Genomic DNA, 21,475 nt, shown 5'->3' with positions numbered 1-21,475 from the left:
ATGACCCGACCGATCGCCGACATCCACCGGCTCACCGAGCTGCAGGCCGGGATGCTGTTCCACGCGGCGCAGAACCCCGAGGGCGCCGACCCGTACCTGGTCCAGATCGTCCTGGAGCTCGACGGGCCGGTCGACCCGCACCGCTGGCGGCGCGCGGTGACCGCGCTCGTCGCGCGGCACGGGGTGCTGCGGACCCTGTTCCTGCACGAGGGCCTCGACGAGCCGGTCGCCGCGGTCCGCTCGCACGCCGCTCCGGAGTGGACGGTGCACGACCTGACGGGCGGGCCCGCCGACCGGGCGCGCGACGGCTCCCGCGAGCTCGCGGCCGGCGAGCTCGGCCACCGGTTCCGGCTCGACCGGGACCTCCCGCTGCGGGCGGCGCTGCACCTGCTGCCCGGCCCGGCCGCCCGGCTGGTGCTGACCCTGCACCACATCGTCGTCGACGGGTGGTCGGTGCCCGTGCTGCTGGAGGACCTGGTCGCGTTGCACGCCGCCGACGGCGGCCCGTCCGGGCTGGGTCCGACCCCGGACTTCGCCCGCTACGTCGAATGGCTCGGCGCCCAGGACCGCGAGGCGTCACTGGCGGTGTGGGCGGACGAGCTGGCCGGCGCCGACCCGGTTCTGCTCGGTGGCGGTGCGGGTGTGCCCGCCGCCCGGCCGGACCGTACCGAGCTGGAGTTCGACGGGGTCACCACCGCGGGCTGGCGGGACCTGGCCGCGCGCAGCGCCACCACCCCGGCCACGGTGCTGCAGCTGGCCTGGGGGCTGGCGCTGGCCAGGGCCACCGGCGGTGACGAGGCGCTGTTCGGCACGACCGTGTCCGGGCGCCCCGGTGCCCTGGACCGGGTCGAGCGGGCCGTCGGGCCGTTCATCAGTACGCTGCCCACCCGGGTCGCGACCGGTCCGGCGCTGCGGGTGGGGGACGCGCTGGTCGGGCTCCACCGCAGGCAGACCGCGCTGCTGGACCACCAGCACGTCGGGCTCGGCTCGCTCCAGCGGACCCTCGGCCGCGGCGCCCTGTTCGACACCACCCTGGTGATCGAGAACCTGCCCGGCACCCCGGGCGGGGACGCCGACGCCGGGGCCGACGCCGGAGCGGGTGTCCGCGTCGTCGACGTCGAGGCCCGCGACTCCACCCACTACCCGCTGACCGTGGTGGCGCTGCCCGGCGCCCGGCTGCGGATCCGCCTCGACCACCACCCGGACCTGCTCGACCCGGCGACCGCGGCCCGGCTGGTGACCCTGCTGGGCGGCGCCGTGCGGGCCCTGGCCGCCGCGGACCCGGACACCCGGATCGGGCAGCTGGCCCTGCTCGACGGCGCGACCCGCGATCGGGCCAGGGCGCTGGGGCGCGGTGAGCCGGTCCGGGTCCCGGCCGCCACACTGCCCGACCTGCTCGCCGCCGCCGCGCTGGCCCATCCCGGCGAGGTCGCGGTGCGCTCCGCCGACGGCCGGACCCTCACCTACGACGCGCTGCACGGCCACGCCCGCCGGGTCGCCCGCACGCTGCTGGCCGCGGGCACCGGCCCCGACGACCTCGTCGGGCTGGCGCTGCCCCGCGGGCCGGAGCTGATGGTCGCCCTGGTCGCGGTGCAGCTGGCGGGCGCCGCCTACCTGCCGCTCGACCCTGACGTCCCGCAGGGCCGGCGGGACGCGCTGGTGGAGGACGCGCGGCCCGTCGGTGTGCTCGTCGCACCGGACGACCGCGCCGGGGCGGCGGACGTCCACGGTGTCCCGGCGTTCGTCGTCGACCTCGCCGACCCGCCCGACCCGCGGCCGGTCACCGCCGTCGAACGCGGCGGCGGGCCGCGCGGCGCCGACCTCGCCTACGTCCTGTACACCTCCGGCTCCACCGGCACGCCGAAGGGCGTCGGGGTCAGCCACGACGCCATGGTCAACCGGCTCGCCTGGATGCAGCACGCCTACCCGATCGCCCCGGGCCGGCGGGTCCTGCAGAAGACACCCACGACGTTCGACGTGTCGGTGTGGGAGCTCGTCTGGCCGCTGCTGCAGGGCGCGACGGTGGTCACCGCGGCGCCCGGGGAGCACCGGGACGCCGCCGCGCTGGCCGACCGGATCGTGCACGAGCGGATCGACACCGTGCACTTCGTGCCCACCATGCTGGAGGCATTCCTCGCCGCGCTCACCCCGGAGCGCGCCGCCGGCGTGGCCGGGGTGCTGGACCGGATCGTGTGCAGCGGCGAAGGACTGCCCCCGGCGCTGCGCGACCGCACCCTGGCGGCCCTGCCCGGCGTCGCGCTGCACAACCTCTACGGCCCCACCGAGGCCGCCGTCGACGTGACCGCGGTCGACCTGCCCCGGCCCGCGCCGGGGACCGACGTCCCCATCGGGGGGCCGGTCTGGAACACCGGTCTGCGGGTACTGGACCCGGCGCTGGCCGAGGTCGAGGTGGGCACCGTCGGCGAGCTGTACCTCACCGGGGTCCAGCTGGCCCGCGGCTACCGGGGCAGGCCCGGGCTCACCGCGGGGCGCTTCGTGGCCGATCCGTACGGCACCCCGGGCACCCGGATGTACCGCACCGGGGACCTGGCCTGGTGGGGTCCCGACGGCCTGCTCCGGCACGCGGGCCGCACCGACGACCAGGTCAAGATCCGCGGGCAGCGGGTGGAGCCGGGGGAGACCGAGGCCGCACTGGCCCGCTGCGCCGGGATCGCGGCCGCCGCGGTCCTCGTCGTCACCGACCCCACCGGCGCCCCGGCGCTGGCCGGCTACGTGGTGGGCGAGCCGGGCGCCCCGGACCCGGACCCGGACGCGCTGCGCGCGGCACTCGCCACCCGGCTGCCCGACGCCCAGGTCCCGGCCTCGGTGATCGTCGTCGGGGCGCTGCCGGTCGGTGTGCACGGCAAGCTCGACCGGGCCGCGCTGCCCGCCCCGCAGCAGGTGTCCGGCACCGGACGCGGGGCGCGGACCACCACCGAGGCGGTGATCTGCTCGGTGTTCGCGGGGGTGCTCGGTGCGGCCAGGGTCGGCGCCGACGACGACTTCTTCGCCCTCGGCGGGCACTCCCTGCTCGTACTGCGCGTCGCCGCCGAGCTCACCGCGGCGCTCGGGGTCAGCGTCGACGTGCCCGCGGTGCTCGCCGCGCCGACCCCCGCGGCGCTGGCGGCCCGCCTCGGCGCGGGCACGCACGCCGTCGACCGCGCCGGTGCCCCGGTGAGCCCGCTGGACCCGCGGCTGGTGCTGCGGCCGGGCGGCACGGCGACGCCGCTGTTCTGCGTGCACCCGGGCGCCGGCCTGAGCTGGTGCTACCTGGGGCTGCTGCGCGGCCTCGACCCGGCGATCCCGGTGTGGGGTCTGCAGGCGCCCGAGCTCAGCGCCCCGGAGACGGCCGTCCCCGCCGGCCCGGGCGCGCTCACCACGCGGGCCGCGGACTTCGTCCGGCGGATCCGCGCCGTGCGGCCGCACGGGCCGTACCGGCTGCTGGGCTGGTCGGTCGGCGGCCGGATCGCCCACGAGATGGCGGTGCAGCTGCAGGCCGACGGTGAGGAGGTCGAGCTGCTCGCCGTGCTCGACGCCTACCCGCACACCACGCTGGCGGACGCGGGCGGGTCGTCGGTGCTCGCCGACGCGGGGCTCGCACCGGGCGCGGACCGGAGCACCGCGGTGCAGCTGGTGCGGGCCGAGCTCGGCGACCCCGAGTGGCTCGACGACACCACCGCCCACCGGGTCCTGGACACCTACGTCGCCACGACCGGTGCACTGGTCGACGCCACCCCGGGCGTGCACACCGGACCGATGCTGTTGTTCACCGCCGAGCACCCGCCCGGCGGGGGTACCGGCCCGAGCAGTGGGCGCCCTACGTCACCGGCGAGCTCCGCTGCGTCGCGACCGGGCGCCGGCACGACGAGCTCTCCGCACCCGAGGTACTGGCCCAGGTGGCCACCACGATCAACCGGGTGCTCGCCGAGCGCCCGGCCGCCGGGTCCGGACCCGGCACCACCACACCCACCACTCCGAGGGGGATCCGAGGATGACCAACCCGTTCGACGACGAGAGCGGCACCTTCTTCGTCCTGGTCAACGACGAGAACCAGCACTCGCTCTGGCCCGTGTTCGCCGCGGTGCCGGACGGCTGGCGGATCGTCCACGGCGGACCGGACGGCGCCACGCGTGCGGACTGCCTCGACCACATCGAGCGCAACTGGACCGACCTGCGCCCGCTGAGCCTGATCCGCGCCATGGGCGAGAGGTGACGGCGGCGTCCGCGGGCTCCTGGCTGCGTCCACCGGAGGCCGGGACGGACACCGGCCGGCTGCCGAACCTGGTCTGCCTGCCCTGGGCGGGAGGCTCGGCAGCCTCGTTCCGCCGGTGGCCCGGCGGGCTCGCCGGGCACGCGGTCGTGCACCGCGTGCAGTACCCGGGACGGGAGTCCCGGTTCGGTGAGCCCCCGCTCACCGACCCGGCCGCGATGGCCGAGGAGATCGCCGCGGCCTGCGCGCCGTTGACCGCCGCACCGACGGTGTTGTTCGGGCACAGCATGGGCGCGGCGCTGGCCTTCGAGGCCGCCCTGCGGCTGGAGGAGCGCGGGTGCCCGCCCGCACTGGTCGTCGTGTCGGGGCACCCGGCCCCGGGGCGCTACCGCTCGCGGGGCGTCGCCGCGTCCGACGACGCCGCGCTGCTCGACGAGCTCGACCGGCTCGCGGGCGGTCCGAGCATCCTGCGCACCGTCCCGGAGCTGCGGGAACTGCTGCTACCGGTGGTCCGGGCCGACTTCGCACTGATCGAGTCCTACGCCGGCGCGTCGCCGCCGCGCACCGCCGTCCCGCTGGCGGTGTTCCACGGCGCCGACGATCCCGACGTCGACGCGGACGGGGCCGCGGCCTGGGCGGGATTCACCGCCGGGGGGCGGCTCGCCGAGCTCCGCACCTTCCCGGGCGCCCACTTCTACCTCGACGACGACGAGGCGGGGGTCTGGTCGGCGCTGACCGGTCTCCTGCGCCGCCACCACCGCACCGCACCCCACCCGATCGCCTGAGCCGTCGGTACCGGTGTCCCGCCGACCGCACGGCCCCGCAGGAGGAACGATGACCGGAACCACCGAGCCCCACCCGACCCGCACCGACCCCCGCACCCCGGCCGGACCCGGCCTCGTCCGCCTCGATCTCCCCGGCACCCCGGTCGACGTCCGCGTCGCCGAGGCCGCCGAGGACCCGATCGGCGTCGTCATCGCCTCGCTCGGCGAGTACCCGGTCTACGACGACGCGGCGTACGAGCTCATGGGCCGCGCCGAGGTCCGCAACGGGGCCTACCGCGCGGCCATCGCGGCGGCCGTCCCGGGCCGGACCGTCGTCGACATCGGCACCGGCCGGGAGGCGCTGTGGGCCGTCGAGGCGGCCCGCGCGGGAGCCCGGCACGTGTACGCGATCGAGGAGATGGCGGCGAACGCCGCCGCGGCGCGCGAGACGATCGCCGCGGCGGGCCTGGCCGACCGGATCACGGTGCTGGAGGGGTCCACGTCCTCGGTCGTCCTGCCCGAGCGTGTCGAGATCTGCATCTCCGAGATCATCGGGTGCATCGGCGGCTCGGAGGGTGCCGCCGCGGTGCTCAACAGCGCCCGGGAGCGCTACCTGGTCCCGGACGCCCGCTTCGTGCCGCACCGGTGCGCCACCACGATCGGCGGCGTCGACCTGTCCGGCATCGCCCCGGACGGCATCACCGCCTACGAGCGCGACCACGTCCGCTACCTGGAATCGATCTTCCAGGTGATGGGCGGCCCGTTCGACGTCCGCACCTGCGTGTCCGGCCTGCGGTGCGTCCCCTACCTCACCGACCAGATCCAGGTCGAGGACCTGGACCTGCACCGGGCCCGGGCGGCGACCTACGGCCGGGACTCCGGCACCCTCACCGTCCGCCACGACGGGACGCTGCACGGCCTCGCGCTCGGGGTGCGCCTCTGGGTCGCCGAGGACGCCCCACCGATCGACTCGACCGCGGCGTCCACCAGCTGGTTCCCGGTCTGGGTGCCGGCCACGGACGGCCCGGTCGCCGTGCGCGGCGGCGACCGCGTCGAGGTCGACTTCGCCTGGGCCCCCAGCCCGGACGGGCTCCACCCCGACTACCGGCTGCAGGGCCGGGTGCTCGCCGCCGACGGCACGCCGCGCGCCGTCATCGACTGGGACTCGCCCTACCACGGCGGTGGGTTCCGGGCCGACGCCTTCCACCGCACCCTGTTCCCCGAGCCCGCCGACGCCGGCGGGGACCGGGAGCCGGACGTGCGGGGGGCCGTCCGATGAGCCAGGCCGTCCGGGCCCGTCCCGATCGGGAGCCCGCCGCCGACCCGGCCGATCCGCGTGACCCGGTCGCCCGGCTCGCGCTGCTGGCCGATCCCGGCACGCGGCCGCGCCGGGTGCACGACTGCGACGGGGCGGCGTGGGCCCACCTGCAGGTGCGGGGCGCAGCCTGCGTGGTGTTCGCACTGGACCCCCGGGTCGCGGCCGGGGCGCTCGGCACCGAGGTCTGCGCCGCCGTCGTCGCGGCCTACGACGCCGCCGTCGCGCACCGGGTCCCCGTCGTCGGGATCTGGCACTCCTCGGGCGCCCGGCTGCAGGACGGCGCGCAGAGCCTGCACGCCGTCGCACAGATCTTCGCCGCGATGACGGCGGCGTCCGGGGTGGTCCCGCAGATCTCGCTCGTGGTGGGGCCCGCCGCCGGCGTCGCGGCCTACGGGCCCGCGCTCACCGACGTCGTGGTCGCGACCCCGCAGGCACGGATGTTCGTCACCGGGCCGGACGTCGTCCGCGCCGTGACCGGTGAGGAGATCACCCCTGCCGAGCTCGGGGGCGCGGACGTCCACGCCGCCCGCAGCGGCGTCGTGCACCACTGCGACGACGAGGCCGGGGCGATCGAGGCGGTCCGTGACCTGGTCGCGCTGCTCCGCCCGGCCCGGGCGCCGCGGGACACGGCCGTGCCCACCGGCGTCCGCACCGGGGGCGAGCACCCGCTGTCGGACCTGCTCCCGGCGAGCCCGCGCCGGGCCTACGACATGCGCGGGCTGCTGGCGCGGCTGCTCGACCCCGGCCCGGTCGAGCTGCACCGGGACTGGGCGCCGAACATCGTCACCACCCTCGGCCGGCTGGGCGGGCACCGGGTGGGGGTCGTCGCGAACAACCCGCTGCGCAAGGGCGGCTGCCTGGACGCGCTGGCCGCGGAGAAGGCCGCCCGCTTCGTGCGGATGTGCGACGGCTTCGGGATCCCGCTGCTGGTGCTGGTCGACGTCCCCGGGTACCTGCCGGGCGTCGAGCAGGAGTGGGACGGCGTCGTGCGCCGCTGCGCGAAGCTGCTGCACGCCTTCGCCGAGGCGACGGTCCCGTCGGTGACGGTGGTCCTGCGCAAGGCGTTCGGCGGCGCCTACATCGCGATGAACTGCCGTGGCCTGGGTGCCGACCGGGTGCTCGCCTGGCCGGACGCCGAGATCGCGGTGATGGGCGCGCCCGCTGCGGTCCGCATCCTGCACCGTCGCGAACTGCGTGACCACGCCGACCCCGAGCGGCGGGCCCGCGAGCTGGAGTCCGACCACGTGGCCGCCACCGGCGGGCTGGCGGAGGCGCTGCGGCTCGGCCTGGTCGACGAGATCGTCGAACCGGACCGGACCCGGGCCGCGGTGATCGAGGCGCTGCGCGCGACCCGGGGCGCCCACCCGCCGCGCCGCGGCAGGCACTCGAACATCCCGCTGTGACCCCGGACGGAGAACCGCATGACCGAGAACGCCCTGACCGCCGAGATCCCCGCGGTCGTGCTGGAGCTCCACTGCACGCCGGGTCGTGCCGTCGCCGCGGGGGAGACCGTCGCGCTGCTGGAGTCGATGAAGATGGAGATCCCGGTGCTCGCCCCGCACGAGGGGGTCGTCACCGGGGTCCATGTCGGATGCGGCGACTTCGTGCGGACCGGCACGGCGCTGGTGACGATGGACGTCTCCCGCGCCGGGGCCGGGCGGCCGCCCCGATGAGCGCACCGGGTCGGGGCTGCTCCTCCGAAAGACAGACGACACGGCCCGGGCCGTTCTGCACGCTGGGACGTGGTGGCGGCGACACCGACCCGGTCGCGCGCCGAACGAGGAGGGCTCATGATCCGGCGACCGTCCGCACGAACCGGGAGCCGCGCGGCCCGGGTGGCCGTCGCGGGAGTCGCGGTGCTGGTGCTGAGCGGGTGCGGTCCGCTGCAGGAGGGGCTGGACGCCCTGCCGACCGGTTCGGCCGCCGGATCGGGCGACTCCGCGTCCGGCGAGCCGCCGGGTGCGGAGTCCGGTGCGATGCAGCGCTGGACCGGGGACCTGTGCGAGGCGGTGGGCGAGGTGTCGGCCGTCGCCACCCGGCAGCGGACCTTCGACCCGGCCCGGATACCGGAGCTGCGGCAGGTGCTGGCCGACCAGGTGCGGGAGGTCGAGGGCGCCGTCGCCGGGCTGGGGGAGGACGTCCGGCGGCTCGGACCGCCGCCGGTCGAGGACGGTGCCCGGGTGCTCGACGAGGTCACCGGGATCGTCGAGGACCGACGGGAGTCGCTGGCCAAGTCGGCCGACTTCGTGGCCGAGTCGGACCGGTCCGGGACGATCGGCTACGTCCAGGTCGCGCGGGCCGCCCAGTCCGGCTTCACCGCGGGCCCGATGCTGGCCAGGGCGATCTCGCGGGTGCCGGAGATCGAGGCGTCGTTCGCCGCGGCGCCGCGGTGCCGTGCGATCGACAGCCGCTCCGACGAGGACGCGGGCGGCGGGAGCGCCGAGCCGACCGGCTCGGGCTGACACCCACGGTCGTGTCCGTGGCACACACGAGGAGAGGACGATCAGCGTGACGGCGAACGGGCCGGGCCTGCTGGCCGGGCGGACGATCCTGGTCACCGGGGTCATCACCGAGGCTTCCATCGCATTCCACACCGCACGCGTCGCCCAGGAACAGGGGGCGCGGGTACTGCTCGCCGGGTACGGCCGGATGTCGCTGGTGACCCGGATCGCCCGCAGGCTGCCCGACCCGCCGCCGGTGCTGGAGCTCGACGTGACCGACCGGGCCCAGCTCGACAGCCTGGCCGCGCGCGTCGCGGAGCACACCGATCGGCTGGACGGGGTCGTGCACTCCGTGGCGTACGCGCCGCCCGGGGCGCTGGGCGGCCGCTTCCTGCAGACCACCTGGGAGGAGGCCGCGACCGCGGTCCACGTGTCGGCCTACTCCCTGCAGTCACTGGTGACGGCGCTGCGGCCGCTGCTCTCCGCGGACGCGTCGGTGGTCGGGATGGACTTCGACGCCGCGCAGGCCTGGTACGGCTACGACTGGATGGGCGTCGCGAAGGCCGCCCTCGAGTCGTGCGCCCGCTATCTGGCCTGCTACCTCGGCCCCGACGGGGTCCGGGTGAACCTGGTCGCCGCGGGCCCGCTCGCCACCCTCGCCGCGCGGGAGGTCGGCGGCGAGGACGGGGTGGACGAGTGGGCCCGGCGGGCCCCGCTGGGCTGGGACCGCAACTCCGCGACCCCCGTCGCCCGGGCCGCCGTGGTCCTGCTGTCGCCGTGGCTGGGGGCGACGACCGGAGAGATCCTGCACGTCGACGGCGTCGCGCACGCGGTCGCCGACCGCGCACCCTCCGCGCCCGCCGCCGACCCGGTGCCGGCGGCGGGCGCCGACGTCGCCGCAGCGCCATGACCGGCGGTGCCGCGCCGGCGGGCCCGGCCACCACCGTGGGCCCGGCCGGTGTCGGCGACGACCCGACGGCCCCGGCGCCGGCGGTGCTCACCCCGGCGGCACTCGTGGCCGGGGTCGGGCAGCGGCTCGGCACCAGCGCCGGGCTGACCGTGACCGCCGAGCGGGTCGCCGTCTACCGCGCGGCCAGCGGCGACGAGGACCATCGGGAGACCGGCCTCGTACCGGGTTTCCTGCTGCTGGCGCTGGTCGTACCGCTCTCCGAGACGGTCTTCGACGTCGCGGGTCCCGGCATGGCCGTCAACCACGCGGTCACCGGCGTGCGGTTCCCCGACCTGGTGGCCGTGGGGGAACAGGTCCGGCTGACGGTCGACCTGCTCGCCGCACGGCACCGGCCCCGCGACTGGTTCCAGATCACACTGGGGCTGCGCCTGCACGGCCGGTCCGGCAGGCTCGGGTGCCGGGCCGAGCAGCAGATCCTGTATCCGGGCGTGCCCCGGTGAGCGGGCACCACCCCGCTCCGTCGACGGCCGCGCCCCGTACCGCCGCGTGGCCGGTCGGCGGCGCGGGAGGGCGGCGCCACCCACAGGACGAGGAGGACTCGTGACGGTTCGAGTACTGGTGGTCGACGACATGTCCGCGGTCCGCGTCGGCATCCGGATGATCCTGGACCCGGCCGCGGGGATCGAGGTCGTCGGGGAGGCCGCCGACGGGGCGATGGCGGTGGAGATGGCCCGCCGGCTGGACGTCGACGTGGCGCTGATGGACGTCCGGATGCCGGGCACCGACGGGCTCACCGCCACCCGCATGATCGTCGGCGAGGGACTGTGCGAGGTGCTCATGCTGACCACGTTCGGAATCGACGAGTACGTCATGGCGGCGCTGCGCGCCGGGGCCGCAGGGTTCCTGCTCAAGACGACGCCCGCCGACCGGCTGGTCGAGGCCGTGCACTCGGTGGCCCGCGGGGACGGCGTGCTGTCCCCGGAGGTGACCCGGGAGCTCCTGCGCACGTTCTCCGACTCCTCGGCGATGGTCGGCGCACCCGCCGGGGTCGCGGACCTGACCGGTCGCGAGTGCGAGGTCCTGGCCTGCCTCGGACGCGGGCTCTCCAACGCCGACATCGCGTGCGACCTGTACATCACCGAGACCACGGTGAAGAGCCACGTCTCCCGGGTCATGGCCAAGATCGGTGTCCGCTCGCGGCTCCAGGCGGCGGTCATCGCCCGGCAGATCGCCCCCACCTGCCCGGCCGTGTCCGAGGCCGCGGACCGCGCGGAGCCGGTGCCCGTCCCGCAGGAGTGACCGGGGGGCGGGGCCGCACGCGGGGCGGGGCCGCACGGACAGGCCCCGGGACTAGGGCGTGTCTCCTAAAGTGCGCAACCAGGTGACGATGGCCTTCAGTGCAACTCCGCCGCGGTAGGTCAGGGCGAGTTTGTCGTAGCGGGTCGCGAGGCCGCGCCACTGCTTGACCTCGCAGAACCCGCGTTCGACGACGTTGCGGCCGCGGTAGTCGACCCGGTCGAACGCCGGTGGTCGGCCGCCGCGTGTGCCGCGTCGTTTCCGGTGTCCCTGCTGGTCAGCCGGCTCCGGGATGACCGCGACGATCCGTCGTCCGCGCAGGTGGGCGCGGATGGCGCGTGAGGAGTAGGCCTTAGAGGTCGCGCGGATTGGTCACAGCTTGGCCGCGGTCGAGTGTCTGGGGGCGAGGGCGGGTACGGGCCTGCCGATCATGAAGTTATCTACGCTTCGTGATCGTCTGGAGGCCGCGTGCCCACCCTGCCATCATGGCTGACCGAGCCGTTGTGGGACCAGTTCACCGCGCTGCTGCCTCATCGAGACGAGTTCGATCCCACCCATCCGCTGGGCTGCCATCGCCGCCGGATCGCGGATCGGATCGTGTTCGACAAGCTCCTGCAGGTACTGCGGTTCGGCTGCTCGTATGAGGGCATCGCTGACAGCACCTGCTCGGCGACCACCATCCGCGATCGTCGTGACGAGTGGATCAGGCTCGGGGTCTTCGCCCAGCTGCGTCGGATCGTCCTGGACGCCTACGACCGCATCGTCGGTCTGCTGCTGCACGACATCGCCGTCGATGGCGCCATCACCAAGGCCCCCGGCGGCGGCGAGGTCGCCGGTCCGTCGCCGGTGGACCGGCGCAAACAGGGTATGAAACGTTCGGTGCTCGTCGAGGGATACGGCATCCCGCTGGGCCGAGTCCTGGCCGGAGCCAACCGGCACGACTCCCCGCTACTGGGCCCCACCCTCGACCGCCTCGATGCTCTCGGCCCGCTGCCCGACGACATCACCGTGCACCTCGACGCCGGCTATGACTCCGGCAAGACCCGCGACACGCTGGCCGAACGAGGCCTGCACGGCGAGATCGCGCACAAGGGTGAGAAAGCGCCGATCCAGGCCACCCGCCGCTGGCACGTCGAGCGGACCAACGCTTGGCACAACAGCTTCAACCGGCTGCAGCGCTGCTACGAACGACGAGAAATCGTCGTCGACGCGTTCTTCGACCTCGCCGACACGATCGTCACACTCCGTAGCTTGATTCGGCAGGCCTGGACCACACACCGCTGGAACGCCCGACCTGCACGACGTCCATGATCACCAACCAATCCGCGCGACCTCTTAGAGGTCGCGCGGATTGGTCACAGCTTGGCCGCGGTCGAGTGTCTGGGGGCGAGGGCGGGTACGGGCCTGCCGATCATGAAGTTATCTACGCTTCGTGATCGTCTGGAGGCCGCGTGCCCACCCTGCCATCATGGCTGACCGAGCCGTTGTGGGACCAGTTCACCGCGCTGCTGCCTCATCGAGACGAGTTCGATCCCACCCATCCGCTGGGCTGCCATCGCCGCCGGATCGCGGATCGGATCGTGTTCGACAAGCTCCTGCAGGTACTGCGGTTCGGCTGCTCGTATGAGGGCATCGCTGACAGCACCTGCTCGGCGACCACCATCCGCGATCGTCGTGACGAGTGGATCAGGCTCGGGGTCTTCGCCCAGCTGCGTCGGATCGTCCTGGACGCCTACGACCGCATCGTCGGTCTGCTGCTGCACGACATCGCCGTCGATGGCGCCATCACCAAGGCCCCCGGCGGCGGCGAGGTCGCCGGTCCGTCGCCGGTGGACCGGCGCAAACAGGGTATGAAACGTTCGGTGCTCGTCGAGGGATACGGCATCCCGCTGGGCCGAGTCCTGGCCGGAGCCAACCGGCACGACTCCCCGCTACTGGGCCCCACCCTCGACCGCCTCGATGCTCTCGGCCCGCTGCCCGACGACATCACCGTGCACCTCGACGCCGGCTATGACTCCGGCAAGACCCGCGACACGCTGGCCGAACGAGGCCTGCACGGCGAGATCGCGCACAAGGGTGAGAAAGCGCCGATCCAGGCCACCCGCCGCTGGCACGTCGAGCGGACCAACGCTTGGCACAACAGCTTCAACCGGCTGCAGCGCTGCTACGAACGACGAGAAATCGTCGTCGACGCGTTCTTCGACCTCGCCGACACGATCGTCACACTCCGTAGCTTGATTCGGCAGGCCTGGACCACACACCGCTGGAACGCCCGACCTGCACGACGTCCATGATCACCAACCAATCCGCGCGACCTCTTATCTGCGCGGACCCGCTCGGGTCGGGTCCGCGGTCGGCCCGGACCGACCCGTCCGACGCTCAGATGTGACATCAGGTGCGCGAACATCGGGGCGTCACCGGCCTGGCCAGGGCCGACCAGTACGACCAGCGGGCGGCCGTGTCCGTCAACGAGCTGGTGGATCTTCGTGCCGAGCCCTCCGCGGGAGCGGCCCAAGGCGTGATCGGGCGGCTCGATCAGCAGATTCTTGTAGTTCGATCCGGCCCCCTGTGTCTCGCTGCAGGGTCGCGGCGTGTTGGTGAGCGCGGATGATCGTCGAGTCGACCGACACGGCCCAGTCCACGAGACCGGCGGAGTCGGCATCGGCGAGCAGAGCTGCGAGAACGTGGTCCCAGGTGCCGTCACCGCAGTAGCGGCGGTGGCGTTTCCATAGGGTCTGCCACGGCCCGAACTCGACCGGGACATCACGCCAGGCCCGCCCGCAGCGGAACCGGTAGATGATCCCCTCGATCACTCTGCGGTGATCGGCGAACGGGCGCCCTGGCATCCCGTCCGACGAGGGCAGTAACGGCTCGAGTCGGTCCCACTGGGCATCGGTCAGGACGGCACGGCGCGACACCTACTGATCATCGCGCAGGCCCGACCAGCCGGGTTAGGAGACGCGCCCTAGGACCGGAACCGGCCGAGGCGCCGCTGCGCCCTGCCGAGGACGTCGAGCTGCGCGGCGTTGTACAGGTTGCCGACGGCCTCGTCGACGGTCCGCCGCGCGTGACCGGATCGCGGCAGCGCGTCGTCGCTGAGCCGGATCTGCGCGGCGCGCCCTCCGGCCAGCACCCCGAGATGGTCGGCCACCCCTGCCGCGACGCTCTCGCGCCGGGCCCCGTCCGCGTCGGGGGGCAGGGCGTCGAAGGCCTGGACGGCGGGGCCGGCCCGGTAGGGCGGGAGGAGGTCCAGGTAGGCCTGCAGCGGCTCCGGGGCGAGCACGCGGCTGAGGACCACGACGAGGGCCCGCTCCACCGGCGGCAGCCCCTCGACCCGACGGGCGATCGACAGCGGCACATCGGTCGGGGCGGCCTGGTCGAGCATCGCCACCAGCTCCGAGCGGGTCTGCTGCAGTCGCTCGACGTCACGCGTGACCTCGGCGATCAGGGCACTCACCACCTCGGTGGGCAGCCGGTCAGTCTCCGGATCCGGATCAGCCGGACGAGATGGTCCACCCCGTAGTACTGGTAGCCGTTCGACCGGCGTTCGGGCTCCGGCAGCAGACCGAGTTCGTGGTAGTGCCGGACCGCGCGACGGCTGGTGCCCGCGAGCTCGGCCAGCCGGCTGGGACTCCACACGACGACCTGTCCCTCCTCGGGATGCGTCTCCGGACGGTGCCGGACGGTTCCCACCGGCCACCGGGGGGTGCCCCCGTCCGGCGCGATGCCGTCGTGGGGAGGCACGCCGTCGGATGCGGCGACCACGGTGCGGACACGTGTGTCTTGAGGTGGACGCAACGGCCAGGTGTCTCCTGACTCCGTCACCGTAGCTCAGCCGGATGGAGTACTCCCGTCGTGTCCCGCCTCCCGCGTCTCCGCTCGTTGCTCGCACTCGCCGCCCTGGTGGGTCTCGCCGCGGGCTGTGTCGCCGCACCGGCGACGGGTGCGGACCGGGCCCGGGGCACGCCCCCGGAGCTGAGCCCCTTCTACGGTCAGGAGCTCGCGTTCGGCCCGTGCGCGGACTACGCGATCACCGACAAGGACCGGGCCCTGTTCCCCCACGACGGGCTCGAGTGCGCGCGCCTGCGGGTCCCGCTGGACTACGAGGATCCCGGAGGCCGCACGGCCGAGCTCGGGGTGCTGCGCGTCCCCGCCCGCGGGGAACCGATCGGCTCGCTCGTGGTCAACCCGGGCGGACCGGCATCGCCGGGGATGGCGCACGCCGCGCTGCTCACGACGTTGCCCGGGTACGCGCGGATCGGTGAGCGGTTCGATCTGGTCGGGTTCGACATGCGGGGCACCGGGGCGTCCACCCCCACGGTGGACTGCTTCACCGACGACGAGCGCCGTCAGGACCGGCTCGTCGCGAGCTTCTTCTTCGGCGGGGAGACCTGGAGCGAGGCCGAGACCGCCCGGGTGGCGCGCCGCTGCGCCGACGGCTCCGGCGGGGCCGAGGTCATCGGTCATCTGGGCAGCCGGGACACCGCCCGGGACATGGACGTGCTGCGCGCAGCGCTCGGCGACGACCGGCTGAACTTCCTGGGCGCCAGCTACGGCACCCGGCTCGGTGCCGTCTACGGCGAGATGTTCCCCGAGCGGGTGCGCACCATGGTGCTCGACGGCGGCATCGACCCGAACCTGCGCATCCAGGAGCGGATGGTCCAGCAGTTCGCCGGGTTCCAGCGCTCGTTCGACGCCATGGCCGCCGACTGCGCCACCCGCCGGGGATGTCCGCTCGGGGACGACCCGGCTCGGGCGACGACCCGGTTCCACGAGCTGGTCCGGCCGTTGGTCGACGACCCGGTCTCGGTCGGACCGGAGCGGCGGCTGACCTACCGGGGTGCGGTCGAGGCGGTGCTCTTCAGCCTCTACCAGCAGGAGGCGTGGCCGACGATCACCGATGGGCTGACGGCGCTGTCGGAGGGCCGCGGCGGCCCACTGCTCGCCGCCCGCGACGCCGCCCACGACATCCAGGCCGACGGCAGCTACTCCACCTTCCTGGAGGGGGCCTTCGCCACCCACTGCAACGACCGCGAACGCCAGAGCCCGGAGCAGGAGACCGCGATGCGCGGGCGGATGCTGGCGGCCGCTCCGTTCATGGACGACGGTCGCGGGACCCCGGCCCGCGACGTCTGCGAGGCGTGGCCGTCCGCACCGACCCTGGGCGCCCCCTACGCCACCGACATCCCGGGACTGCCGCGCACGCTCGTCGTGTCGGTCACCGGCGATCCCGCGGCGCCGCACGAGGGCGGGATCGCCCTCGCCGGGACGTTGCGGGCCGCCCTGCTGACCGTGCAGGGCGAGCGGCACGGCGCGGTGCTCGTGGCCGCCAACCCCTGCATCGACGACGCGGTGGCCGACTACCTGATCGATGCGGAGGCACCGGCCGATGCCCGTTGCACCCTCTGACCCCGCGCGCCGGGGCGGCGTTCCGTCACCGGGGCGGGCCGGTGCCCGGTCCGGGGACGACCTCCCGGGCAGCCGCCGCCCGCGGCTGAGCTCCGACACCGCCCGCTACCTCCTCACCAGCATCGTCACCGCCGTCCTGGCCGCCTGCTACGGCGTCGTCGCCGCCGTCGAACCGGCCGGTGTCGGGTCGCTCCGGTTCGTCGTCGTGGTCTACTTCGGCACCTGGTGTGTCCACTCGCTGCTCTACGCGGGCCTCACCTGGGCGGTCCTGCGTCGCGCGGACGGCGCCGAGCTGCGGGAGTGGCTGCGGGAGGACCCGCGGGGACGCCGGCGTCGACGCCGCACCGAGTGGCTCGCCGGCAGCGCGGGACCGCACGCAGCCGTGTGGTTCTGCGCGGCGGCGATCGGTGCGGTCGTCGCCGCCTCCGTCCTGCCGCAGCTGCGTGACGACCCGCTCGTCGTGGTGCTGGCGGTCCTGGTCGTGGCCTCGACGTGGCTGCTGATCACCATCGTCTACGCCGTGCACTACGCCCGCGAGAACGCCCACCGCGGCGGGCTGGAGTTCCGCGGCGTCCTCGACGAGGGCCCGCCGCAGCTGGCCGACTACCTGTACCTCTCGGTGCAGATCGGTACCGCCTACAACGGCGCGGAGGTGACCGTGACCAGCCGCGCGATGCGCCGGACCGCGGGTGTGCACACCGTCGTCGCGTTCGTCTTCAACACCGTGCTCATCGCGCTGCTCGTGTCCCTGCTCGTCGCCGTCGCCCCCTGACCCCCAGTACCGAGAGGTTCTGATGAGCAACCCCGACCCGGTCGTGCACAGCGGGCGGATTCCCGTCGCGGCACCGACGGCGATCCTGTCCTACGGTCCCGTCAGGATCGACCTCCCGCATCGCGTGCGACCGCTCGAGCTCACCGTGTCCGCCCCGGTCACCGGCACCGGTCTGCCGGTGATCGTGTTCTCGCACGGCCACGGTGCGTCGGCGTTCCTGTCCTCGCGCCACGGCTACCGCCCGCTGGTCGACTTCTGGGCGGCGCACGGGTTCGTGGTGGTCCAGCCCACCCACCTGGACGCGGGAATGCTCGGTCTGCGCGACGCCGACGATCCGGACGCGCCGCTGTACTGGCGGTCCCGCACCCGGGACGTCACGGACATCCTCGACCACCTCCCCACCGTGGAGGCCGACGTCCCGGGCCTGGTGGGTCGGATCGACCGGTCCCGGATCGTCGCTGCCGGCCACTCGCTGGGCGGTCACACCACCTGCCTCCTCCTGGGCATGCGCGTCCGCGACCCCGTCGACGGGGCCGAGGTCGACCTGCGGGATCCACGGGTCCGGGCCGGGGTCGTCATGGCCGCCCCCGGCATCGGCGACGACCTGGCGGACTGGGCCGCGACCCACTACCCGGTCCTGCGCCACGCGGACTTCTCGAGGATGCACGCCCCGGCGCTGGTCGTGGCCGGTACCCGCGATCTCGACCCGCACTTCTCCGAACGCCTCGGTTACCGGTCGGACGCCTACACCCACAGCCCGGGTCCGAAGACGCTGCTCAGCGTGACCGACGGGGAGCACATGCTGAGCGGGGTGTCGGGCTTCGACGTCGCCGAGACCACCGACGAGGACCCCGAGCGGGTTGCCGCGGTGCGGGCCCTGGCCTGGGCGTACCTGCGCAGCACGCTGTACCCGGGCGATCCCGCCTGGGACACCGCCGCCCGCGCCCTGCGCAGCCTGACGCCGTCGCTCGCCCGCATCGAGTCGAGACCGCGGACGGCGTCGTGACGCACGACGCCGTCGTGACCGGAACCGGGAGCGGGACTCGACCGGGAGGGCGGCGGTGTCGGTGACCCGACCGTGGAGTGCCGCCCGTGTGCGGTGGTGTCGCCCTCCGTCGCGCAGCGCCATCCGAGGTCCTCGCGTCGCGAACAGTCGGTGGGGTACTGCGGGTTGCCGATCCGGACGCCGCGCCGGGTCGGTGGCGCGGCACGGATGTCGGGGGCGGCTGGGCGCACCGTGCGCCGTGCCCGGTCGGTTGCACGGACCCGACGGCACCGGTGGCCGGGTCGGTGTGCCAGCGGCGGCGCGGTGGTCGGCACGGCCGTGCCTGAGCCGGGCGGTCAGTGTTCCGGGTCGGCGAGCAGCGGGCCCAGCTGTTCGAGCCGGCCGACACCGGCCTCGAAGTCGTCCACGACCGGATCGAGCCGGACGTGGTCGGCACCCGCGTCCTGGTGTGCGCGGACCCGCTGGGCGACGTCGGCCGGGGTGCCGAACGCGACCACGGCCTCGACCACCGCGTCGGCCCCGTCCCGGACGTCCTGCTCGTCGAACCCGAGACGGCGCAGGTTCGCGCCGTACGGGGAGCCCTCTGCGCCGGCCGCCATGGCGACGAACGCCCGGGCCTGCGGCCGTGCGGACTCCCGGTCGGCCCCGAGCACGACCGGCAGCCCGACGGCGAGCAGCCGAGCCGGTGCCGAGCCCGTGCGGTGAACTCCGGTGGCTGGACCGCGGGCAGGGCACCGTCGGCGGCCTCGGCGGCGACGTCCAGCATCCGGGGGCCGTTCGCGGCGAGGACGGTCGGGTAGGAGACGTCCAGCGGCGGGCAGATCGGCTCGGCGACCGTCAGCCGCTCCAGGTAGCGGCGCGCGGTGTCCGCCGGGCTGCGGAACGCGGCGCCCACGGCATCGGCCTGGAACGGGTACCCGATCCCGAACCCGGCCACGAACCGGCCCGGGAACGCCTGGGCCAGGTACGACGCGGCGCCGTGCGCGGTCTGTGGCGGGCGCGCCCACATGTTCAGCACGCCTCCGGCGACGGTCAGCCGCTCGGTCGCGGCCAGGAGGATCGCGATCTGGACGAACGCGTCCTTGCCGCCGACACCCTCGTTCACCCAGATCGACGGGAACCCGGCCCGCTCGAGCCGGGCCGCGGCGGCCCGCTGCGCGTCCAGGGTCGGCTGTGCGGTGAACGGGATGTTGGGGAGCATCGCGCCCCACGGTCCGAGGGACCGTCTCGCCGCCGCGACGGTCGTGCCGTCGGTCATCGTGTCCTCCTCAGGATTGAAACGGCGGAGGCCGCCGTTTCGCTGCGGCTACGATATGGCGGACCCCGCCGTTTCTGCAAGGGAGGACGTCGTGACCGGAGGCAGGCGCGCCGACGCGCGGCGCAACCACGACCGGATCCTCGCCGTGGCCCGGGACGAGGTCGCCGCGCACGGTGCCGCGGCCTCGCTCGAGCAGATCGCCCGGGTGGCCGGCGTCGGCTCGGCCACCGTGCGCCGGCACTTCCCGACCCGCGGCGCCCTGCTCGAGGCGGTGTCGCACGAGCGCGTCGAGGCGCTCGCGGCCTATGCCCGTGAGGCGCTCGACGCGCCGGACCCGACCGTCGCGCTGCTCGCGTGGACCGACGAGCTGGTCGCCTACTGCGTGGTCGCGCGGGGTCTCGCTCCCGCGCTGTCGGGTGCGGACCTCGTACACGGGAACTCGTGCGCGGCCTCGCTCGGCGAGGCCCTCGACCCCCTCCTCGCCCGGGCGGTCCGGGCGGGCGGCGTGACCGCCGACCTGACCGCGCCGGACCTGATCACCGTCGTGGTCGGGATCGTCCTGGCCGTCGAGCACCGACCCGACCCGCGGGCGGAGGCGACCAGGCTCGTCGGGCTGGCGTTCCGGGGGGTGCGGGCGCAGCCGACCGGGGTCGAGGATTGACGGGGGCCGGACCCCGGTACGTAGAGTCGTCCCACGGACCTGCGGGCCTTCCACCCCCGGCCGGTACCCGGCCCGATGACGCCGCCGCGACCCGCCGTCCGCGGCACGGGTGCGCACGCCGGGAGCGATGGGGGAGCGGTGAGGATCGGTTTCGTGGGGTCCCGCAGGAGGCACATCGACCTGCTCCGGGTGGCCGGGGCGAGCTGTCCGGGCCGGGTACGTCCCCGGTCCCGACCCGCTCACCGGTGCCCTCCCGGAGGTCCGCATGTCCCCGCGCCCGCCGCTGTCCGTCCTCGACCTCTCACCGGTGCCGGCCGACGGGGGAGCCGGTGAGGGGCTGCGTCACTCGATCGACCTGGCCCGGGTGGCCGAACGGGCCGGCTACCACCGGTACTGGGTGGCCGAGCACCATCTGAACCCCGGCGTCGCGTCCTCCTCGACGCCGGTGCTGGTCGCCCTCATCGCCGCGGCCACCGAGCGGATCCGGGTCGGGTCCGGGGCGGTCCAGCTGCCGAACACCCCGCCGCTCTCGGTCGCCGAGCAGTTCGGGGCCGTCGGCGCGGTGCACCCCGGGCGGATCGACGTCGGGCTGGGGCGGTTCGACCTGCACAAGTTGCTGACGCTGATCCGGCAGGGCCGGGCGACCCCCGGTGCGGCGCCGCCGCCGGCCCCGCCCGCGAGGGTCGTGGACGGGCTGCTGGTCCCGCCGCCCGCCCGGTTCGTCGGCGACCTGTCGCTGTTCGGGACCTTCGGTGAGCTCCTCGGCTTCAGCGCCGACGACCCCACGCCGGACTACGGGGCCCAGGTGCGGGAGATCCTGTCCTACTTCGCGGGGACCGCGACCCGCGCGGACGGCCGTCCGTTCGCGGTCACCCCCGCTGCGGGCGCCGACGTGCAGGTGCTGGTCCTGGGCGCGAGCGCAGGGACGAGTGCGCAGGTGGCGGGGGAGCTGGGGCTGCCGTTCGCCGCGAACTACCACACCTCGCCGAACGCGACGCTCGACGCGGTGGCGGCCTACCGCGCCGCGTTCCGGCCCGGCCGGATCGCGGCGCCGCACGTGCTCGTCTCCGCCGACGTCGTCGTCGCGGACGACGACGAGCACGCCCGCGAGCTCGCTGCGCCGTACGGGCAGTGGGTGCTCGACATCCGCAGCGGGCGCGGCGCGCAGCCCTACGTCACCCCGCAGGAGGCGCTGGCCCGCGCGTGGACCGAGGAGGAACGGGCGGCGGTGCGGGACCGGGTGGACACCCAGTTCGTCGGGTCACCCGCGACGGTGACCGAGCGCCTGGAGACCCTCGCCCGGGTCACCGGCGCGGACGAGCTGGTCGTCACCACGATCACCACCGACCACGCCGACCGGGTCCGCAGCTACGAGCTGCTCGCGACGGCGTGGACCGCCTGACGGGCGGCGACGGGGGAGTGCGGCGCGC

At 74.8% G+C, this 21,475-nt stretch carries 21 protein-coding genes and 2 pseudogenes; 17 read left to right on the top strand and 6 right to left on the bottom strand.

What is annotated here, in order from left to right; all coding sequences use genetic code 11:
• The 10 genes and pseudogenes from KPF47_RS24865 to KPF47_RS24820 form a co-directional block, all read left to right on the top strand.
• Window positions 1-3,609: pseudogene (locus KPF47_RS24865) on the top strand (amino acid adenylation domain-containing protein); the annotation flags it as partial.
• 382 nt (window positions 3,610-3,991) lie between these two features.
• Entirely contained in the window at window positions 3,992-4,213 is a 222-nt protein-coding gene (locus KPF47_RS24860) for an MbtH family protein (protein ID WP_224391318.1), read from the top strand.
• Entirely contained in the window at window positions 4,210-4,995 is a 786-nt protein-coding gene (locus KPF47_RS24855; protein ID WP_224391317.1) for a thioesterase II family protein, read from the top strand. Before KPF47_RS24860 ends, KPF47_RS24855 begins: the two co-directional genes overlap by 4 nt.
• Before the next feature lie 49 nt (window positions 4,996-5,044).
• Window positions 5,045-6,253: an SAM-dependent methyltransferase gene (locus KPF47_RS24850; protein ID WP_224391202.1), complete on the top strand. Its 1,209-nt coding sequence runs from the start codon at window positions 5,045-5,047 to the stop codon at window positions 6,251-6,253.
• Window positions 6,250-7,695 (top strand): acyl-CoA carboxylase subunit beta, encoded by a 1,446-nt coding sequence (locus KPF47_RS24845; RefSeq protein ID WP_224391201.1) that lies wholly within the window; start codon window positions 6,250-6,252, stop codon window positions 7,693-7,695. The genes KPF47_RS24850 and KPF47_RS24845 overlap by 4 nt, the downstream gene beginning before the upstream one ends.
• Before the next feature lie 18 nt (window positions 7,696-7,713).
• On the top strand, window positions 7,714-7,965 hold the full coding sequence (locus KPF47_RS24840; protein ID WP_224391200.1) for an acetyl-CoA carboxylase biotin carboxyl carrier protein subunit: 252 nt from the start codon (window positions 7,714-7,716) through the stop codon (window positions 7,963-7,965).
• A 117-nt stretch (window positions 7,966-8,082) separates the two neighbouring features.
• The gene (locus KPF47_RS24835; protein ID WP_224391199.1) at window positions 8,083-8,754 is read left to right on the top strand and encodes a hypothetical protein; all 672 of its coding nucleotides are present in this window, start codon (window positions 8,083-8,085) and stop codon (window positions 8,752-8,754) included.
• A gap of 46 nt (window positions 8,755-8,800) precedes the next feature.
• The gene (gene fabI / locus KPF47_RS24830) at window positions 8,801-9,643 is read left to right on the top strand and encodes an enoyl-ACP reductase FabI (protein WP_224391198.1); all 843 of its coding nucleotides are present in this window, start codon (window positions 8,801-8,803) and stop codon (window positions 9,641-9,643) included.
• Window positions 9,640-10,143, top strand: a complete 504-nt coding sequence (locus KPF47_RS24825) for a hypothetical protein (protein ID WP_224391197.1) — start codon at window positions 9,640-9,642, stop codon at window positions 10,141-10,143. Before fabI ends, KPF47_RS24825 begins: the two co-directional genes overlap by 4 nt.
• Window positions 10,144-10,243: 100 nt before the next feature.
• Entirely contained in the window at window positions 10,244-10,942 is a 699-nt protein-coding gene (locus KPF47_RS24820; RefSeq protein WP_224391196.1) for a response regulator transcription factor, read from the top strand.
• Window positions 10,943-10,993: 51 nt separating this feature from the next.
• Here KPF47_RS24820 and KPF47_RS24815 read toward each other — a convergent pair whose 3' ends face one another.
• A complete protein-coding gene (locus KPF47_RS24815; RefSeq protein ID WP_374108864.1) occupies window positions 10,994-11,308 on the bottom strand; it encodes a transposase in 315 nt (104 codons plus the stop codon).
• 99 nt (window positions 11,309-11,407) lie between these two features.
• Between KPF47_RS24815 and KPF47_RS24810 the strand changes: the two genes are divergently transcribed.
• Both KPF47_RS24810 and KPF47_RS24805 read left to right on the top strand, forming a co-directional pair.
• Window positions 11,408-12,250, top strand: coding sequence for an IS5 family transposase (locus KPF47_RS24810; RefSeq protein WP_224386276.1), 843 nt, complete (start codon window positions 11,408-11,410; stop codon window positions 12,248-12,250).
• A 140-nt stretch (window positions 12,251-12,390) separates the two neighbouring features.
• The gene (locus KPF47_RS24805; RefSeq protein ID WP_224386276.1) at window positions 12,391-13,233 is read left to right on the top strand and encodes an IS5 family transposase; all 843 of its coding nucleotides are present in this window, start codon (window positions 12,391-12,393) and stop codon (window positions 13,231-13,233) included.
• A gap of 171 nt (window positions 13,234-13,404) precedes the next feature.
• Here KPF47_RS24805 and KPF47_RS24795 read toward each other — a convergent pair whose 3' ends face one another.
• From KPF47_RS24795 to KPF47_RS40435, 3 genes are read right to left on the bottom strand one after another with little or no spacing between them, the layout of a single operon-like run.
• Window positions 13,405-13,857 (bottom strand): IS5 family transposase, encoded by a 453-nt coding sequence (locus tag KPF47_RS24795; RefSeq protein ID WP_374108889.1) that lies wholly within the window; start codon window positions 13,855-13,857, stop codon window positions 13,405-13,407.
• 47 nt (window positions 13,858-13,904) lie between these two features.
• Complete coding sequence (locus KPF47_RS24790; protein ID WP_224391195.1) at window positions 13,905-14,396, bottom strand: hypothetical protein; 492 nt, start codon at window positions 14,394-14,396, stop codon at window positions 13,905-13,907.
• Window positions 14,393-14,578 (bottom strand): MerR family transcriptional regulator, encoded by a 186-nt coding sequence (locus KPF47_RS40435; protein ID WP_224391194.1) that lies wholly within the window; start codon window positions 14,576-14,578, stop codon window positions 14,393-14,395. The genes KPF47_RS24790 and KPF47_RS40435 overlap by 4 nt, the downstream gene beginning before the upstream one ends.
• Window positions 14,579-14,794: 216 nt before the next feature.
• Here KPF47_RS40435 and KPF47_RS24780 point away from each other — a divergent pair, with 216 nt between their 5' ends.
• The 3 genes from KPF47_RS24780 to KPF47_RS24770 are packed head-to-tail and all read left to right on the top strand — an operon-like array spanning window position 14,795 to window position 18,126.
• Window positions 14,795-16,348 carry an alpha/beta hydrolase gene (locus KPF47_RS24780; RefSeq protein WP_224391193.1) on the top strand — a complete coding sequence of 518 codons (1,554 nt, stop codon included), beginning with the start codon at window positions 14,795-14,797 and terminating at the stop codon, window positions 16,346-16,348.
• Complete coding sequence (locus KPF47_RS24775; RefSeq protein WP_224391192.1) at window positions 16,329-17,120, top strand: DUF1345 domain-containing protein; 792 nt, start codon at window positions 16,329-16,331, stop codon at window positions 17,118-17,120. The genes KPF47_RS24780 and KPF47_RS24775 overlap by 20 nt, the downstream gene beginning before the upstream one ends.
• Window positions 17,121-17,142: 22 nt before the next feature.
• Window positions 17,143-18,126, top strand: a complete 984-nt coding sequence (locus KPF47_RS24770; protein ID WP_224391191.1) for a chlorophyllase — start codon at window positions 17,143-17,145, stop codon at window positions 18,124-18,126.
• A 335-nt stretch (window positions 18,127-18,461) separates the two neighbouring features.
• Here KPF47_RS24770 and KPF47_RS24765 read toward each other — a convergent pair whose 3' ends face one another.
• Both KPF47_RS24765 and KPF47_RS41095 read right to left on the bottom strand, forming a co-directional pair.
• A complete protein-coding gene (locus tag KPF47_RS24765; RefSeq protein ID WP_224391190.1) occupies window positions 18,462-18,779 on the bottom strand; it encodes a hypothetical protein in 318 nt (105 codons plus the stop codon).
• A 41-nt stretch (window positions 18,780-18,820) separates the two neighbouring features.
• Window positions 18,821-19,327 (bottom strand): annotated as a pseudogene (locus tag KPF47_RS41095) (LLM class flavin-dependent oxidoreductase); the annotation flags it as partial.
• Window positions 19,328-19,475: 148 nt separating this feature from the next.
• Between KPF47_RS41095 and KPF47_RS24755 the strand changes: the two are divergent.
• Together KPF47_RS24755 and KPF47_RS24750 are read left to right on the top strand one after the other, a co-directional pair.
• On the top strand, window positions 19,476-20,045 hold the full coding sequence (locus tag KPF47_RS24755; RefSeq protein ID WP_224391189.1) for a TetR/AcrR family transcriptional regulator: 570 nt from the start codon (window positions 19,476-19,478) through the stop codon (window positions 20,043-20,045).
• Between the two features lie 265 nt (window positions 20,046-20,310).
• Window positions 20,311-21,447 carry an LLM class flavin-dependent oxidoreductase gene (locus KPF47_RS24750; protein ID WP_224391188.1) on the top strand — a complete coding sequence of 379 codons (1,137 nt, stop codon included), beginning with the start codon at window positions 20,311-20,313 and terminating at the stop codon, window positions 21,445-21,447.
• Window positions 21,448-21,475: the final 28 nt, after the last annotated feature.

Origin of the sequence: Pseudonocardia sp. ICBG1293 (assembly GCF_020131355.1) — a bacterium.
Classification (GTDB): Bacteria; Actinomycetota; Actinomycetes; order Mycobacteriales; family Pseudonocardiaceae; genus Pseudonocardia.
The sequence above is the reverse complement of the archived record's forward strand: the minus strand, read 5'-3'. Positions and strand labels throughout refer to the sequence as shown.

Excerpts from the sequence above, each read along its gene's own strand:
- KPF47_RS24860 (WP_224391318.1), top strand. The coding sequence starts at position 3,992 with ATGACCAACCCGTTCGACGACGAGAGCGGCACCTTCTTCGTCCTGGTC.
- KPF47_RS24850 (WP_224391202.1), top strand. The coding sequence starts at position 5,045 with ATGACCGGAACCACCGAGCCCCACCCGACCCGCACCGACCCCCGCACC.
- KPF47_RS24845 (WP_224391201.1), top strand. The coding sequence starts at position 6,250 with ATGAGCCAGGCCGTCCGGGCCCGTCCCGATCGGGAGCCCGCCGCCGAC.
- KPF47_RS24840 (WP_224391200.1), top strand. The coding sequence starts at position 7,714 with ATGACCGAGAACGCCCTGACCGCCGAGATCCCCGCGGTCGTGCTGGAG.
- KPF47_RS24835 (WP_224391199.1), top strand. The coding sequence starts at position 8,083 with ATGATCCGGCGACCGTCCGCACGAACCGGGAGCCGCGCGGCCCGGGTG.
- KPF47_RS24825 (WP_224391197.1), top strand. The coding sequence starts at position 9,640 with ATGACCGGCGGTGCCGCGCCGGCGGGCCCGGCCACCACCGTGGGCCCG.
- KPF47_RS24775 (WP_224391192.1), top strand. The coding sequence starts at position 16,329 with ATGCCCGTTGCACCCTCTGACCCCGCGCGCCGGGGCGGCGTTCCGTCA.
- KPF47_RS24770 (WP_224391191.1), top strand. The coding sequence starts at position 17,143 with ATGAGCAACCCCGACCCGGTCGTGCACAGCGGGCGGATTCCCGTCGCG.
- KPF47_RS24750 (WP_224391188.1), top strand. The coding sequence starts at position 20,311 with ATGTCCCCGCGCCCGCCGCTGTCCGTCCTCGACCTCTCACCGGTGCCG.